The sequence below is a fragment of the Frigoribacterium sp. UYMn621 genome, assembly GCF_040549525.1.
Classification (GTDB): Bacteria; Actinomycetota; Actinomycetes; order Actinomycetales; family Microbacteriaceae; genus Lacisediminihabitans.
The window spans coordinates 239,800-254,699 of the sequence record NZ_JBEPTM010000004.1; the positions used below are offsets into that span (position 1 = coordinate 239,800).

A 14,900-nucleotide genomic window follows, 5' to 3' on the forward strand; every position below is an offset into this window, starting at 1 on the left:
GCGGCGGCACTACTTGTGGTCATACTGATCACGAGGAGGGTGGGAGTCATGGCGCGTGCAGAAGAACGGTGGAGCATCGCGAGCAGGGTCTTCGCGGTGCAGTTGGTCGCCGTGATCGTGCTGAGCGGATGCCTCACGCTTGCGCTCTGGCTGGTCTCACGCCAGTCCGCTGATGACACCGCGGCGCGGCTGAGCCTCGGCATCTCCACGACGCTCGCCCGTGATCCCTTCGTCATCGCCGAGGTGCAGGCTCCGGATCCCTCCGCGAAGCTGGAGCCGTACGCGCTCCGCATCGTCGGCTCGACCGGAGTCGACTTCGTGACGATCATGGACACCTCCGGCACCCGCTACACGCACCCCGACCGTTCGCAGATCGGCGGACAGTTCCTCGGCACGATCGACAGGGCGCTCGAGGGCAAGAGCCTCACCGAGACCTATACCGGCACTCTCGGTCCCTCGGTGCGGGCCGTCGTGCCCGTCATGCAGGGGGGAAAGGTGATCGCCATCGTCTCGGCCGGTGTCACCGTGCAGAGGGTGCTCGCCTCCCTCGCTCCGCGAATTCCCTTCGTGATCGGGGCGGCGGTGCTGCTCGTCGCCCTCGGTACCGTCGGGGCGTTCATCGCTCGCCGATCGCTCAGCCGGGTGACCGGATCGATGCGACCAGGCGAGCTGTCTCGAATGGTGGGTTATTACGAATCAGTGCTGCACTCAGTGCGGGAGGGCCTGATCCTCACCGATGACCGGGGACGGGTGGTGCTCTACAACGACGAGGCGGCTGACCTGCTCGGCCTGCCGCCGAGCGTGAACGATCGGCCTCCATCCTCGGTCTCGGAGCTCGGATTGCCGCCCACGATCGCGGCCCTGATCGAGAGCCGGGATCGCATCGTGGAGGAGTCGCATCTCGCCGGGGATCGGGTGCTCCTCGTCAATCAGGAGCCGGCGAGCCCCACGGGCTCCCGGCCCGGTGCTGCGCTCGGAAGCCTCACCACGCTCCGCGACCTCACCGAAGTGCAGCGGCTCTCCGGTGAGCTGGAATCGGTGCGCACCCTCAGCGAAGCGCTGCGCTCCCAGACCCACGAGTACGCCAATCGCCTGCACACCGTCGTGTCGCTCATCGAGCTGGGCCGCACCCGGGAGGCTATCGAGTTGATCGCCCAGGAGACCGAGACCAGCCAGTCCCTCGCCGACGACCTGGTCGGCGCCTCCTCCGAGCCGGCGCTCGCCGCCTTGCTGCTCGGCAAGGTCGCCCAGGCCGCAGAGCGCGGAGTGCACCTGCGTCTGGCGCTGGAAGACGAGCTCGCGGCATCCGTCCTCACGACGTCCGAGCTGGTATCGGTCATCGGCAACCTCGTAGACAACGCCGTGGATGCCGCGAGCGGCAGCGCCGCCCCGACGGTCTGGGTGCGTCTCGCCACCGATGAGGACCGCGCTGTGGTCGAACTCGTGGTGACCGACAGCGGTGGCGGCATCGATCCAGGGTCCGTCGGGAAGATCTTCACGCGCGGGTTCACCACCAAACCGGCGGGCCTGTCCGGTCGGGGGTTCGGTCTCGCTGTCGTGCGAGACATCCTCTCCCGCCGCGGCGGGCGCGTCACGGTGGAATCCACCGGCGTGGAGGGCACCCGGTTCGTGGCCGACTGGCCGACTGTCGATGTGGTGACCCGGTGATCCGCACCCTTGTCGTCGAAGACGATCCGCTCACGGCCGAGGCGCACGCCGAGTATCTCGGTCGTCTCGAGGGCTTCGAGCTCGCTGGCATCGCGCGCACCGCGGCGGCGGCCCAGGCGGCGATGCGCGCGCCAGAGGACCACGGCGGCATCGACCTCGTGCTTCTCGACATGAACCTGCCCGACGGTCACGGCCTCGAACTCGCCCGCCGCATCCGGTCGTCGGGGATCGCGGTCGATATCATCGCCATCACCGCCGTGCGGGAGACTGATGTGGTGCGCACGGCCATCAACGTCGGCATCGTGCAATACCTCATCAAACCGTTCTCCTTCGCCGTCTTCCGCGATCGCCTCGAGTCCTACCTCGCCTATCGCCGCCAGCTCGAATTCTCCGGCTCGTCGACCACTCAAGCGGACATCGACGGGATGCTCGCCTCCCTTCGGCCCTCGGCTCCCGCCCCCCTGCCCAAAGGCCTCGCGGCATCCACCCTTGCGGTCGTCATCGGCTATCTGAAGGACGCCCCCGTACCCGTGTCGGCGGTGGAGGCGGCGGCTGCGCTCGATCTCTCCCGGGTCACGGCCCGGCGCTATCTCGAGCACCTCGCCGACGATCAGCGAGCCACTCGCACACCGAGATACGGCGCCCCGGGTCGACCGGAATTCGAGTACCGCTGGGTGAGCTGAGCCGGCGGCTCCGTCGGAGTCGCATCCCAGCCGATGCTCGATAGCATTCACGCATGGCTTTCTGGAATCGTGCCCCCGTCGACCGGTCCCTCCCGAAGGACGATCGTGGCTCTGGCTCCCTCGACGACTACAAGTACGACCTGCTTCCCAGCAACGCCCGCACGACCGTGCGCCTTGCGAACAGCGCCCCGTGCCAGGAAGAGATTCAGCGGATCGTCGACAGTGGCGAGTCTGAGCTAGAGACCGCCATTTCGCGCCGGAGCATCGAGGAAGAGCGCACCGATGCTCCGATGGACATCCGTCTCTTCTCGGGCTCCCGGGTGACCGGTGTGGTCGGCACGATCCCTCGCGGGCTGGAACCGGTCATCGACGAGGCTCTCGGTCGCCTCGACCGTGCGGGCAAGAAGGCCCGCATCCCGGCATCCGTGCAGAAGACGAAGAACGGATGGCGCATCGATCTGCTCATCGGACAAACGCGCTGAGGGACAGACGCGCTGAGGCACAGACGCGCTGAGGCACAGACGCGCTGAGGCACAGACGCGCTGACCGCACCGCGGCATAAAGAAGGCCGGATCGGGTCCCACCCCGTCCGGCCTTCTTGTATATCCCCCATGAACGAACAGAAACAATCCCCCGATGACTTCTGCCCTCTTACTACAGGGGATTCGTGGCTCTCGCGGTTTCGGTTTGCTCCTTCTCGAAAATTATCGTGGGACCATGTTTCATGGCGATCTCTTCGAGACGCGGTCGAGCAGGGGCGCTCACCGAGGGGCGCGGCAGGGGCCGCGTCATCCGCGGTGTGGCCGTGGTCGTGGTCGCCGTCGGCGTCCTGTCTGGCTGTGCACCGTCCGATCCCGTGGCCGACCTCACGCCGGCAGAGCGATCCGTCATCCGCGGAAAACTGGCGGCGCAGAATTGGGAGGTCGTGACCTCGCGGTTCCCCTTCGCGACTCGTCCAGAGGTGAGCGTCGTCCACACGACGGATGACGGCAGTTGGCCGGGATCGATGGTCGGCTGCTTGCGCTCGGCGGGATTCACCGTCTACGTCGACGGACGCTATTTCCAATTCGGCAGCACCGCAGGACGATCCACCGAAGACTTTGCCCTCGGCACCTACCTCTGCAGTTCCCGCTATCCCCGGGCCGACGACGTCATGAGGTTCCTCGACCGCGATCGGCTCGAAGCGCTCTTCGGCTACTTCACCGGAACGGTGCGACCCTGCCTGGTGCTCTCGGGCGTGAAGTCGGAGCCGCCTCCCACCCTGTCGGCCTTTCTGAGGGGAGTCGAGGCGCGGAAAAGCTGGAATCCCTATCGACTCGCCTGGAGCAGCCCCATTCCGGCTCCACGGCTGGCCTTTCTCGAGCGGCTCTGTCCCTCCCTTCCCGCGTGGATGGATGTGGCGGAGTGAGGCCGCGCGATTCTCTCCCTCGACCAATCACCAGATTGCGCTGGCACACTCTGGCCATGGTTCGACTTCGCCCTTCAGCGTTGACTGCCGCAGTGCTGGCGGCGGCCACGGCACTCAGCGGATGCGCGCCGACGGTCGGCGATTCCAGTGCGGCCCCCCTGACAGATCGGCAGCGCGCGAGCATCCGCACCACGATCCTCGACGCGAAGTGGTCGCAGGTCGCCGCCGAGTATCCCGAAGCCATCCGTCCGAAGGTCACGATGGCGCCGACGGTGCCCGACCACGACTGGCCGTCAGTCATGGTCGCCTGCCTGAAATCCAGCGGGATTGTGGCCTACGTCACCAACGGCATCCCCACCTACGGAAGCGCGGGCCAGACCCCGCTCGAGGTGGCGGTGCGGTATTACGGGTGCGAAGGGGCACATCCCTCCGAATCGCAGGTCGCGTCGTATTTCACCCCCGCACAGTCGGTGGCTCTCTACGACTACTACCTGCAGGTCGTGCGCCCCTGCCTTCTCACGGCCGGGGCGCCTTCGCCGGCCTCACCCGACAGGTCTGCGGCGGAGGGTCTCGCCGGTCTGGCCGGTTGGAACCCGTACCAGGTCATCTGGACGAGCAGTATGCCCACAACGACCCTCGCCTACCTCCAGCGCCGGTGCCCTCCGACCCCGTCCTGGCTCAACCTGGAGCCGTGACGCCGATGGGTCGCCGCGCACTCGCCGTCATCGCGGCCGGGCTCACCGCTCTGATGCTCGCGGGATGCGCGGCCGCGCCGCCGACCGATCCGCTCGGCCCTCAACGGAGGGAGCAGATACGCCAGGCCATCCTCGATGCGCACTGGGCGAATGTGGTCAGGGACTACCCGGACGCACTTCGACCGGAGGTGCCCACCGTGCGCCCGGTTCCCGACAACGATCATTCTGCGGTGTTCTTCGCCTGTATGCGGGAGAGCGGAGTGCCGGCATCTCCCAGCGACAACGGCTTTCGCTACAACTCGAGTCTCGGCCAGTCGCTGCTCGAGTTCAATTCGGTGCGGTACGTCTGCGAGTCGCGTGCTCCGAGCGAGTCGGAGGTGGTGTCCTACCTGAGCGGAAGCTCCCGTGCCGCGCTGTTCGACTACCAGCGCAAGATCGTGAGGCCGTGTCTCCTTGCCGCCGGCGCGCGGTCGTCCGCACCGCCCGACGGAGGGCCGGCCTACTACCTCTCCGCCGCGCTGGCCGCGTGGAGTCCCTTCGCCGAGGTGCTCGCGTCCAAACCTCGCGCCGACACCCTCGCCTACCTCGAGAAACGGTGCCCTCCGCTTCCCGCCTGGCTGGACCTCACGCAAACCTTTCCCACCGCCCACCCGGCAGGCTGATCGTCGCGGGACGGCGGGCGACACCCGGGCGCGGGTTGAGTAACGGAGGCCGCGTCCGCGCCGTGGTCCGACTCGGATCGATCCGCGCTCTCACTCCCAGCCCGCGGTGCGAGAATTCCGGGCATGCACAGGCTCCCGGCATCCGCTCGGATGCTCGCCGTCGCCATCGCCGTGTGTGTCGCGCTGACGGTGTCTTCGTGCGCCTCACCGCCTGCGGTCGTGCCCCTGACGACCGCCCAGCGCACCGAGCGCCTCCAGCAGGGTTTCGACCGGTACTGGCAGACCATCGCCGACCGGTATCCCGGTGCCGTGCGGCCCGAGGTGTCCATCCTGCAGATCCAGGAGGGAGGAAACCTCGCGGCGGTGCTGCGCGCCTGCCTCAGGCGACAGGGTGCGACCGGGGTGTCGGTCTCCGCGGATGGCACGATCGGGGTCGATCGCTCCGCCACGGTGTTGACGACCGCCCAGCTCGAGAACCAGGACATCGCGCTGTTCACCTGCACCGTCGAATACCCGAGGCGAGACCTCTACGACTCGTTCCTGAGCGATTCGCAGCTCGGCGCCCTGTGGGACTACTACGTGGGATTCCTGCAACCCTGCCTCGCACTCTCCGGCCATCCCGTCTCGGATGCGCCCGAGCGCGCGCGATTCATTGCGACGTTCTACACGGCGAAACGCTGGAACCCCTATCTCGGAGTCTCGTTCGTCACCGCGCGGCCCGGAGATCGCGACATCCTGCAGCGCTGCCCCTCCAGCCCGCGCTGGATCAGGAACTGACAGTCCCGCCCTCACCTCATTCGCGCCTCCAGTCGAACGCCCAGAACGACCGAACGTTCAGGATCTCCGGGCATGATGAAGCGATGTTCCGACGTCACCCCATCCTCAGTCTCGCGACCGTCGCGTACCTCGCGATCGTCGGATGGATCACGCTCGGCCCGCAGCCCATCAACACGGGCAACGGCTACTGGCTCTGGAGGGCCCTGCGCTTCTTCTCCAACCACGACTCGACCCGCTGGCTCACCTACGACCGCGTCGAGTTCCTTGCGAACGTCGCGATGTTCGTGCCGATCGGCATCTTCTTCGTGCTGTTGTTCGGTCGCCGGCTCTGGTTCATGAGCGTGATCAGCGGAGTCCTGCTCACCGTCGCCATCGAGTTCGCGCAGCGCTTCATCCCGGGCCGGGTCAGCGACGTGCGCGATCTCGTGGCCAACAGCCTCGGCACGGTCGTCGGCGTGCTCGTCGCCCTGGTGCTCACCCGGGCGAAAGCCCGGCGACTGCGCACCCAGCGCGCCTGACCGCGGTCAGTCGCACCTGCCGTCGCCGTCGCGGGAGACATCCACGACGAACTGTTTATTGCCGATGAGCGCGGGGAGGGGAACCGACTGGCCCCATCCGCCGCGCCGGAAGTCCGCCATGCCTTAGGTGCGGACAGGGGCGGCTGGTAAGGTATACGAGGTTGTCTGGATCGGTCTGTCGCGTGCGGCAGTCGTCCGGCGGCCACTGGAGCAGGCTGGCACGAAGCTGGTCAGTAGTGGTGAACTCCTGAGTCTCGACGGATTCAGTGCTTTTCTACTGTTGGCCAGAGCTGTGTGTCGCTGTGGACTACCCGCAGACGACACCATCGCCAAAGCGCCGCAACTATGTCGTGCGCCCCTTTCTGCTGAGACTCCTGCTCCCCGATGAGTCGCGACCCACACGGGGTTACGACATAAAACAAAGGAGACACCCCCCTATGGAGGGTCCAGAAATCAAATTCGCCGAAACCGTCATCGACAATGGCAAGTTCGGCACTCGCACGGTCCGTTTCGAGACCGGGCGCCTCGCGCAGCAGGCACAGGGTGCCGTCGCCGCGTACCTCGATGAAGAAACCATGATCCTGTCGGCCACCTCGGCCGGCAAGCACCCTCGTGACGGCTTCGATTTCTTCCCCCTCACGGTGGATGTCGAAGAGCGTTCCTACGCCGCCGGCAAGATCCCCGGTTCGTTCTTCCGCCGTGAAGGACGTCCCTCGACCGAGGCCATCCTCGTCTGCCGCCTGATCGACCGCCCGCTGCGCCCGACCTTCGTCGAAGGCCTGCGCAACGAGGTGCAGATCGTGATCACCGTCCTCGCCATCGCGCCGGACGAGTTCTACGACGCCCTGGCGATCAACGCGGCCTCCGCGTCGACCCAGATCTCCGGCCTGCCGTTCTACGGACCGGTCGCGGGCATCCGCCTCGCCCTCATCCCCGGCTCGAATGGGGCAGACCAGTGGGTCGCCTTCCCCAAGTATTCGCAGCTCGAAGAGGCCGTCTTCGACCTCACCGTCGCCGGCCGTCTCACCACGGACAACGACGGTAACGAAGACGTCGCGATCATGATGGTCGAAGCCGAAGCCACAGAAGGCAGCTGGGACCTCATCAAGGGTGGGGCCACCAAGCCCGACGAGACCGTCGTGGCCCAGGGCCTCGAGGCATCCAAGCCGTTCCTCAAGCAGCTCATCAAGGCGCAGCTCGAGCTGGCCGCTCAGGCTGCGAAGCCGATCGCGGACTACCCGGTCTTCCCGCCCTACGAGCAGGCCACCTACGACGCCGTCGCCGGATTCACCTACGACGAGCTCAAGGGCATCTACCAGATCGCCGACAAGGTCGAGCGCCAGAACGCGGATGACGCCCTCAAGGACCGCGCCAAGGGTCACGTCGACGGTCTCATCGAGTCCGGCAACCTTCCCGAGTCCGCTCGCGGCCAGGTCGGAGCCGCCTACAAGTCGGTCACCAAGAAGATCGTCCGCGGGCGCATCCTCACCGACGGCGTGCGCATCGACGGCCGTGGTCTCTCGGACATCCGTGCCCTTGATGCCGAGGTGCAGGTCATCCCGCGCGTTCACGGTTCCGCGATCTTCCAGCGCGGAGAGACCCAGATCCTGGGTGTCACCACGCTGAACATGCTCAAGATGGAGCAGCAGATCGACTCCCTCGCGCCGGTGAAGAAGAAGCGCTACCTGCACCACTACAACTTCCCGCCCTACTCGACCGGTGAGACCGGCCGAGTCGGTTCGCCGAAGCGTCGCGAGATCGGGCACGGCTTCCTCGCCGAGCGCGCCCTCGTGCCGGTGCTGCCGCCCCGCGAGGAGTTCCCCTACGCGATCCGCCAGGTGTCTGAGGCTCTCAGCTCCAACGGTTCGACGTCGATGGGTTCCGTCTGCGCCTCCACCCTCTCGCTGCTCAACGCCGGAGTGCCGCTGCGCGCCCCGGTCGCCGGCATCGCGATGGGACTCGTCTCCGACGAGGTCGACGGCCAGACCCGGTACGCGGCTCTCACCGACATCCTCGGTGCGGAAGACGCCCTTGGCGACATGGACTTCAAGGTCGCCGGCACCAGCGAGTTCATCACCGCGATCCAGCTCGACACCAAGCTCGCCGGACTTCCGTCCTCCGTGCTCGATGGCGCGCTGAAGCAGGCCAAGGAGGCTCGCACCGCGATCCTCTCCGTGCTGAACGCGGCGATCGACGCCCCGGATGAGATGGCCCCGACCGCGCCGCGCGTGATCTCGGTGCAGATCCCGATCGACAAGATCGGCGAGCTGATCGGCCCGAAGGGCAAGACGATCAACCAGATCCAGGATGACACCGGAGCCGACATCTCGATCGAGGATGACGGAACCGTGTACATCGGTGCCGTCGATGGCCCCTCCGCCGAGGCGGCTCGCGCGGCGGTCAACGCCATCGCGAACCCGCTGAACCCCGAGGTCGGCGAGCGGTTCCTCGGAACCGTCGTCAAGATCGCGACCTTCGGCGCCTTCGTGTCGCTCACCCCCGGCAAGGACGGACTGCTGCACATCAGCGAGGTCCGCAAGCTCGCCGGTGGAAAGCGCGTCGAGAACGTCGAAGACGTGCTCGCGGTCGGCCAGAAGATCCAGGTGGAGATCACCAAGATCGACGACCGCGGAAAGCTGTCGCTCGCCCCGGTCGAGGCTGACGAAGCCGAGGCAGCAGACACCCAGGGCAGCGATGCCGGCGCCGAAAACGTCGACTCCTCGTCCGAGGGTGGATCGACCGAGGTCTAGCCACTCGCACGACGAAGCCCGCCCCCACATCACTGTCGGGGCGGGCTTTTCTCGTCTGTGCTGACCGCGAGCTATTCCCCGCCACATCGCAGCGACCGCTACCCAGCGAGCCTCAGAATCTCGATCTCTTCGTCCAGAGTGAGCCCCGCGCGTCGTGGGCGATCGAGCCCTCGAACCATTTCGTCATCCAGTACCCGGGAGATCGTCTCTCCGAGCGGACGGATGGCGCCACCCGCCGCCAAGAAGGCAGTGTTGCCGCGCGTGGCGAAGCCGGAGTCGGAGAGGGGAAGCCACAGGGGCAGGGACCGAGGTCCAGCCCAGTAGCGCACGTCCTCGGCGAGCAGTCGGGCATCATCGACGGTCTCGAGTCGGCCGGTGAATCCCGCGATATCTGTCGCCTCGCAGAGGAATCCGGTCAGTGAACGGCTCCGGCCGACAGCATTCACCGTGCCGATAACCCCGTTGTGACCGGCGGTCACGATCCAGGCGGCCAGGTCGTCGACGTCGATTGCCTGCACGAAACGGCCCGTAGTGGCCGGAACAATGGCTCGACCTCCGCGGCTCAGCCGGGCCATCCAGTACCCGAAGCGGTCACTCGGGTCTCCGGGGCCCGCGATCAGTCCGGGCCGAACGATAAGCAGCTTCTCACCCACCCGGGCGGTCGTGGCACGTTCCGCGGCGACCTTCGCGTCGGCGTATTCGGTGAGGTCGGTGGGGTCGACCAGCTCGGCCGTCTCATCCGCTCCGGGCTCGTCGTTGCGCCGGTACACCGACACCGTCGATACGAGGGTCCAGTGTCGCGCACGGTGGGAGAGCGCGTGGAGTGCGGACTCGACGAGGTGCGGTTCGTACGACAGTTCGATGACCTCGTCCCACTCCCCGTCGAGTCGGTCGTAGGCACCCGGGGCGCTCCGGTCGGCCCGGACGAACCGCACCCCTTCCGGCACAGCGCCGGATCTCCCGCGGGCGAAGCAGCACACCTCAGCGCCACTCGATATGGCTTTCCGAGCGATTTCTCTGCCGAGCCATGCCGTACCGCCCAACACCAGCACTCGTTGCATGATGACCAGTAAACAGCAGCGGACCGGGGCTGGCACCACTGTTCGCCGAGGGCTGGGCCGCCCATTCTCCCGCCTTCGCCATCGACTCTGGAGCCGATGCGGGCGAGAGCCGCTCCAAGCCGCGAAGACTCCCGAGTCGATGAGGGTGTCGGTCGGAAACGGGTGACCGACCGCGGGGAATGCGCGCCCAGCCGACCTGCGCAACTCCTGCAGCATCGGGCCGCGACCCTCGGGAATGGTCCCCAACACGCGATCCGGCCCACACTGCAGGAGTTACGCAGGGGATGACGGCTTCCACGCCACTCGAGCTGCTGGGTCGCCGGCGGTCAGTCCGCCGGGGTCTCCGCCGTGCCCATCAGCTGCGCCCGGCCGACGATGTGGCCGCGCAGCATGAACCCCAGTACCGCGGGCGTCGCGCCGGCGGGGATATCGAGGTGCTCGACATCCAGAGCGCTCACCGTGAAGAAATATCGGTGCTCACCGTCCCCGGGCGGGGGAGCGGCACCCGTGAACTCCTCTGCGCCGAGTTCATTGGCCATCACGACGGCCTGCGGCGGCAGGGAGCCACCCGCGGCGAGTTCGGTGGTCGAGGCCGGGATGTCGCGCACGGCCCAGTGCCAGAATCCGCTGCCGGTGGGAGCGTCGGGATCGTAGACGGTGAGCGCGTAGCTCTTCGTGCTGTCGGGAGCGCCACTCCAGCGGAGGGATGGCGCGCGGTTGCCGCTGTCGCCTCGCACCCACTCGGGCAATCTGTCGCCCTCTGCGAAATCGGAGCTCTCGAGCACGAAGCCCGGCACCTCGGGCAGTCGCCAGTTGGGGTCGTTCGTCATTGTGGTCGTCCTTTCCATTGGCGAAGGGCCGCCCGCCGATAGTCACGGCGAAAACGGCCCTTCTGTCGCCGGTTTGAGTCCTGGCGAGACTGTGTCGTCACCACCGTACGCTGTGGACGGAGGCTCCTCAGGAGTGGTTGGCTCCTGCACGATTCGAATGTAGACATCGCACCTCGGTGCCACCAGTGGGCGACCCGAAAAACAGATGTCCATCGAGTGAATTCACAGGCGGGCACGTCCGGTCTCGAGCAGGTAACAATTCAGCCGACGCGGCCCAGATTTAGCACCGCCGACCTTGATTTGTCACCATCGACATCTATTGTCGAAATGGCGGGGGCGTCGTTCGAATCCGTGTGCGGTGCTCCGGCGTCCGATGTGGCGAACGTGAGGCGAGAGAGAGTTCAAGGAATGGTCATGGTGCAGCTCATGCCGCCAGACTCGGTCCCGCCAGCACCGGCCACATCGGCAGATCTCCCGACCCTCGAGGTGTCGCTCCCGATCCGCCGGCCCCTCGGCCAGTCCGCGCTGAGAGTCTTCCCGCTCGCGATCGGTGGCAACGTCTTCGGGTGGACCGCTGACGGCGGCGCCACCAACGACATCCTCGATACCTATTTCGAACACGGCGGCAACTTCATCGACACCGCCGATTCCTATGCTGCCGGGCGAAGCGAGACCATGATCGGCAACTGGATGCGTGATCGCCGACTTCGTTCGGGCATCGTCGTCGCGACGAAGGTCGGCAAGAGCGCGGACAATCCGGGTGTCACCGCGAAGGCGATCAGCCGATCGGTCAATGCGTCACTCGAGCGACTTCAGACCGACTACATCGACCTGCTGTATCTGCATGTCGACGACTCGGAGGTGCCGTTCGAAGAGACGCTCCTCGCGGTGGACGACCTCATCCGGGCAGGCAAGGTGCGCCACTTCGGCGCGTCCGACCACTCGAGCAACCGCCTGGTCGAAGCGCGGGTGATCGCCGCGCAGCTCGGGGTCGCTCCGATGCTCGCAGTGCAGAACCACTACAACCTGATGCACCGCACTGGTTTCGAGGGCGACCTCGCGCGCATCGCGTCCCAGCAACGTCTCGCGGTCATGCCCCGATTCGCTCTCGCGAGCGGATTCCTCACCGGCAAATACCGCACCAAGTCGGATCTCGGCAAGAACAACCGAGGCACCGAGCTGGCCAATCATCTCTCCAAGCGCGGTCAGCGGGTGCTCGCGGTGCTCGACCAGGTCGCGCGGGAGCAGTCGTCCAGCGTGGCGACCATCGCTCTCGCGTGGTTGCTTTCGAAGCCCGGGATCGTCGCCCCGGTGGCGAGCGCGAGTCATCCGCAACAGGTGCTCGAGCTCGTTGCTGCCGCACAGGTGCAGCTCGGCCGACACCAGGTCGCTGCACTCGACAGGGTCTCCGACTGACCCGTTTGCGCTTGAAAGGTCTGCGCCGATCACATCTGAACCGAGTGAATCTGCGCGCACTGAATCCGCGCCCGATCGCACTCAGGCCGGTCGAGCGCCGCAGTGAGCGGTCGTGACTAAGCCGTGGTGCGTTCGAGAACGCGGTTGACGACCCGCACGTACGCGGTCGTCGCGGCGATGGGGTCTCCGGCGTAGCCACCGGTCATCACGCCGTCGCGGGCGAGAACGAGTTCGTCCCCACCGTCACCGGGCAGCGGATATCCCAGCTGCTTGAGCAGGTCGCTGAGGGTCTCGGCGTACCACTCGCGGTGATCGGAGACGATCACGCGAACGGCATGACGCGAGTCGGTGAACTCTGTCGCCGCGTTGATGAAGGCGCACCCGCGGAATCCGGGGGAGATGACGTCGGCGACGGTCAGGTCGATGAGGGCACGAAGAGCCGACTGCGGATCGCCCTTCTCGCGGATGAGCTCCTCGACCTGCTCCCGCGCCAGGCTGTGGCGCTGGGTGATGTATTCCACGATGAGGCGGTCTTTCGACCCGTAGTGCTTGTAGAAGGTGGCCTTCGTCACACCGGATTCGCTGATCAGGCGGTCGATTCCGACGCTGCGGATGCCGTCGTCGTAAAAGAGGCGGTTGGCGGTCTCGAGGATCCGGCGTTTCGCCGGGGCCACCGAGGCGTGCTGTGTGCCGGTGCCCCAGGGGGCACGCTGGCCGATCGGATGTGTATCAACAATCGGCACAGCGTGGCTCCCTTGGGCTAGTCGGCTAGGTGTCCTCTTAGCCGTTCGGCAGCTAACCGGACGTTGGGGGGATGTCCGGTGTTGTTGCCCCGCAAATTTCGGGTTTGCGGTTGTCTGGTACATACGGTCACCCTGCTCGGGTGCAGGGTATCGGGAAACCTTCGGGTGGTTTGCTCGACGTGGAAACAGTAACACGGAGTTGAGGACAGACAGCTCTGTTTGTCCTCTTTATTCTGCTCGTTCTATCCCCCAATACGGGGGCCAGTCCTTCAGCATCAGCGCGGTGTGGTGACGTAGGCTCGGTTCAATGACCGGTGCTGTTCCGCTTCCCCTCGACCTCGCTGAACTCAGCATCGATTCCTCGGGAGACTCGCTCGTGCGACGCAGCGTGCTCCCGAGCGGCGTGCGCATCCTCAGCGAACACGTCCCCGGTGCCCGCAGCGCCACCGTCGGTTACTGGGTCGCGGTGGGCTCTCGAGACGAGCTGCCACAGACCTTCGGCAGCACCCACTTTCTTGAGCACCTGCTCTTCAAGGGCACCCCGGCACGCTCCGCTCTCGACATCGCCGTGAGCTTCGACGCGGTCGGTGGCGAACACAACGCCATGACCGCGAAGGAGTACACCTGCTACTACGCGAAAGTGCAGGACCGTGACCTGCCGATGGCGGTCGAGGTGCTGTCGGACATGGTCACGTCTTCTCTCATCGATGCAGAGGAGTTCGAAACCGAACGCGACGTCATCCTCGAAGAACTCGCGATGGCCGACGATGATCCCTCGGATGTCACGAGCGAGCGTTTCTTCGAGGCGGTGCTCGGCGACCACCCGCTCGGCCGTCCCATCGGGGGGAGCCCGGAGACGATCCGTGCGGCCACTCGAGACTCGGTCTGGAACCACTATCAGGCGAACTACCGTGCTCGCGACCTCGTGATCACCGTCGCCGGGGCCGTCGACCACGAAGAACTCGTCTCCGGTGTGCAGCGCGCCCTGACCGCGGCGGGCTGGCACCTGGAGACCGAAGCGTCGCCGGTACCACGCAGGGACGCCGCTCTCGGCGTCATCCAGCGGGGAAGCCCCCTGGTGGTCGTGCAGCGGCCGATCGAGCAGGCGAACATCCTCATGGGTGTCTCCGGCATCCCGGCGACCGATGACCGCAGGTCCACCATGGCCGTTCTCAACTCGATTCTCGGCGGCGGCATGTCATCACGACTGTTCCAGGAGATCCGCGAGAAGCGCGGCCTGGCCTATTCCGTGTACTCCTTCTCGCCCAGCTATTCGGATGCCGGAGTCTTCGGCCTCTACGCCGGCTGTTCTCCGGCAAAGGCCGGACAGGTCGCGGAGCTTCTTCTCGGCGAGTTCCGTCGCCTCGGAACCGGTGGCGTCACCGACGACGAGATGCGTCGCGCCGTCGGCCAGCTGAGCGGAGCATCCGCTCTGGCGCTCGAAGACTCCGACACCCGGATGTCACGTCTCGGCCGATCGGAGATCACCCTGGGCGAATACGCGGATCTCGACGAAGCACTTCGTCGACTCGCGCTCGTGACACCCGACGACGTGCGTGAGCTGGCGGTCGAGCTCGCTTCGAGGCCGCTGTCCGTCGCCGCCGTCGGCACCGTCGAGGCCTCTGTCTTCGATGGCATCGTCGACCAGCCCCGCTCCGACTGACCTCGGCTTCACCCCTTCGACCGGTA

14 protein-coding genes are annotated in these 14,900 nt (G+C 66.4%); 11 read left to right on the forward strand and 3 right to left on the reverse strand.

What is annotated here, in order from left to right:
• Nucleotides 1-48: 48 nt before the first annotated feature.
• From ABIB54_RS09425 to ABIB54_RS09465, 9 genes are all read left to right on the forward strand, one after another.
• Nucleotides 49-1,668 carry a sensor histidine kinase gene (locus tag ABIB54_RS09425; RefSeq protein ID WP_354575268.1) on the forward strand — a complete coding sequence of 540 codons (1,620 nt, stop codon included), beginning with the start codon at nucleotides 49-51 and terminating at the stop codon, nucleotides 1,666-1,668.
• On the forward strand, nucleotides 1,665-2,351 hold the full coding sequence (locus ABIB54_RS09430; protein WP_354575269.1) for a response regulator: 687 nt from the start codon (nucleotides 1,665-1,667) through the stop codon (nucleotides 2,349-2,351). The genes ABIB54_RS09425 and ABIB54_RS09430 overlap by 4 nt, the downstream gene beginning before the upstream one ends.
• 53 nt (nucleotides 2,352-2,404) lie before the next feature.
• Entirely contained in the window at nucleotides 2,405-2,833 is a 429-nt protein-coding gene (locus tag ABIB54_RS09435) for a hypothetical protein (RefSeq protein WP_354575270.1), read from the forward strand.
• A gap of 242 nt (nucleotides 2,834-3,075) precedes the next feature.
• A complete protein-coding gene (locus tag ABIB54_RS09440) occupies nucleotides 3,076-3,759 on the forward strand; it encodes a hypothetical protein (protein WP_354575271.1) in 684 nt (227 codons plus the stop codon).
• Nucleotides 3,760-3,815: 56 nt separating this feature from the next.
• Nucleotides 3,816-4,454 carry a hypothetical protein gene (locus ABIB54_RS09445; protein WP_354575272.1) on the forward strand — a complete coding sequence of 213 codons (639 nt, stop codon included), beginning with the start codon at nucleotides 3,816-3,818 and terminating at the stop codon, nucleotides 4,452-4,454.
• Complete coding sequence (locus tag ABIB54_RS09450; RefSeq protein WP_354575273.1) at nucleotides 4,451-5,116, forward strand: hypothetical protein; 666 nt, start codon at nucleotides 4,451-4,453, stop codon at nucleotides 5,114-5,116. Before ABIB54_RS09445 ends, ABIB54_RS09450 begins: the two co-directional genes overlap by 4 nt.
• A 123-nt stretch (nucleotides 5,117-5,239) precedes the next feature.
• Entirely contained in the window at nucleotides 5,240-5,893 is a 654-nt protein-coding gene (locus tag ABIB54_RS09455; protein WP_354575274.1) for a hypothetical protein, read from the forward strand.
• Between the two features lie 83 nt (nucleotides 5,894-5,976).
• Nucleotides 5,977-6,411 carry a VanZ family protein gene (locus tag ABIB54_RS09460; protein WP_354575275.1) on the forward strand — a complete coding sequence of 145 codons (435 nt, stop codon included), beginning with the start codon at nucleotides 5,977-5,979 and terminating at the stop codon, nucleotides 6,409-6,411.
• Between the two features lie 437 nt (nucleotides 6,412-6,848).
• A complete protein-coding gene (locus ABIB54_RS09465) occupies nucleotides 6,849-9,161 on the forward strand; it encodes a polyribonucleotide nucleotidyltransferase (RefSeq protein WP_354575276.1) in 2,313 nt (770 codons plus the stop codon).
• Between the two features lie 98 nt (nucleotides 9,162-9,259).
• Here the strand turns inward: ABIB54_RS09465 and ABIB54_RS09470 are convergent, their stop codons facing one another.
• Nucleotides 9,260-10,222, reverse strand: a complete 963-nt coding sequence (locus ABIB54_RS09470) for an NAD-dependent epimerase/dehydratase family protein (protein WP_354575277.1) — start codon at nucleotides 10,220-10,222, stop codon at nucleotides 9,260-9,262.
• A 326-nt stretch (nucleotides 10,223-10,548) separates the two neighbouring features.
• A complete protein-coding gene (locus tag ABIB54_RS09475; protein WP_354575278.1) occupies nucleotides 10,549-11,052 on the reverse strand; it encodes a YbhB/YbcL family Raf kinase inhibitor-like protein in 504 nt (167 codons plus the stop codon).
• Between the two features lie 414 nt (nucleotides 11,053-11,466).
• Between ABIB54_RS09475 and ABIB54_RS09480 the strand changes: the two genes are divergently transcribed.
• Entirely contained in the window at nucleotides 11,467-12,468 is a 1,002-nt protein-coding gene (locus tag ABIB54_RS09480; protein WP_354575279.1) for an aldo/keto reductase, read from the forward strand.
• A gap of 116 nt (nucleotides 12,469-12,584) precedes the next feature.
• Here the strand turns inward: ABIB54_RS09480 and ABIB54_RS09485 are convergent, their stop codons facing one another.
• Nucleotides 12,585-13,211: a TetR/AcrR family transcriptional regulator gene (locus tag ABIB54_RS09485; RefSeq protein WP_354575280.1), complete on the reverse strand. Its 627-nt coding sequence runs from the start codon at nucleotides 13,209-13,211 to the stop codon at nucleotides 12,585-12,587.
• 307 nt (nucleotides 13,212-13,518) lie between these two features.
• Here ABIB54_RS09485 and ABIB54_RS09490 point away from each other — a divergent pair, with 307 nt between their 5' ends.
• Nucleotides 13,519-14,874, forward strand: a complete 1,356-nt coding sequence (locus ABIB54_RS09490) for a M16 family metallopeptidase (RefSeq protein ID WP_354575281.1) — start codon at nucleotides 13,519-13,521, stop codon at nucleotides 14,872-14,874.
• The last annotated feature ends 26 nt before the right edge of the window (nucleotides 14,875-14,900 follow it).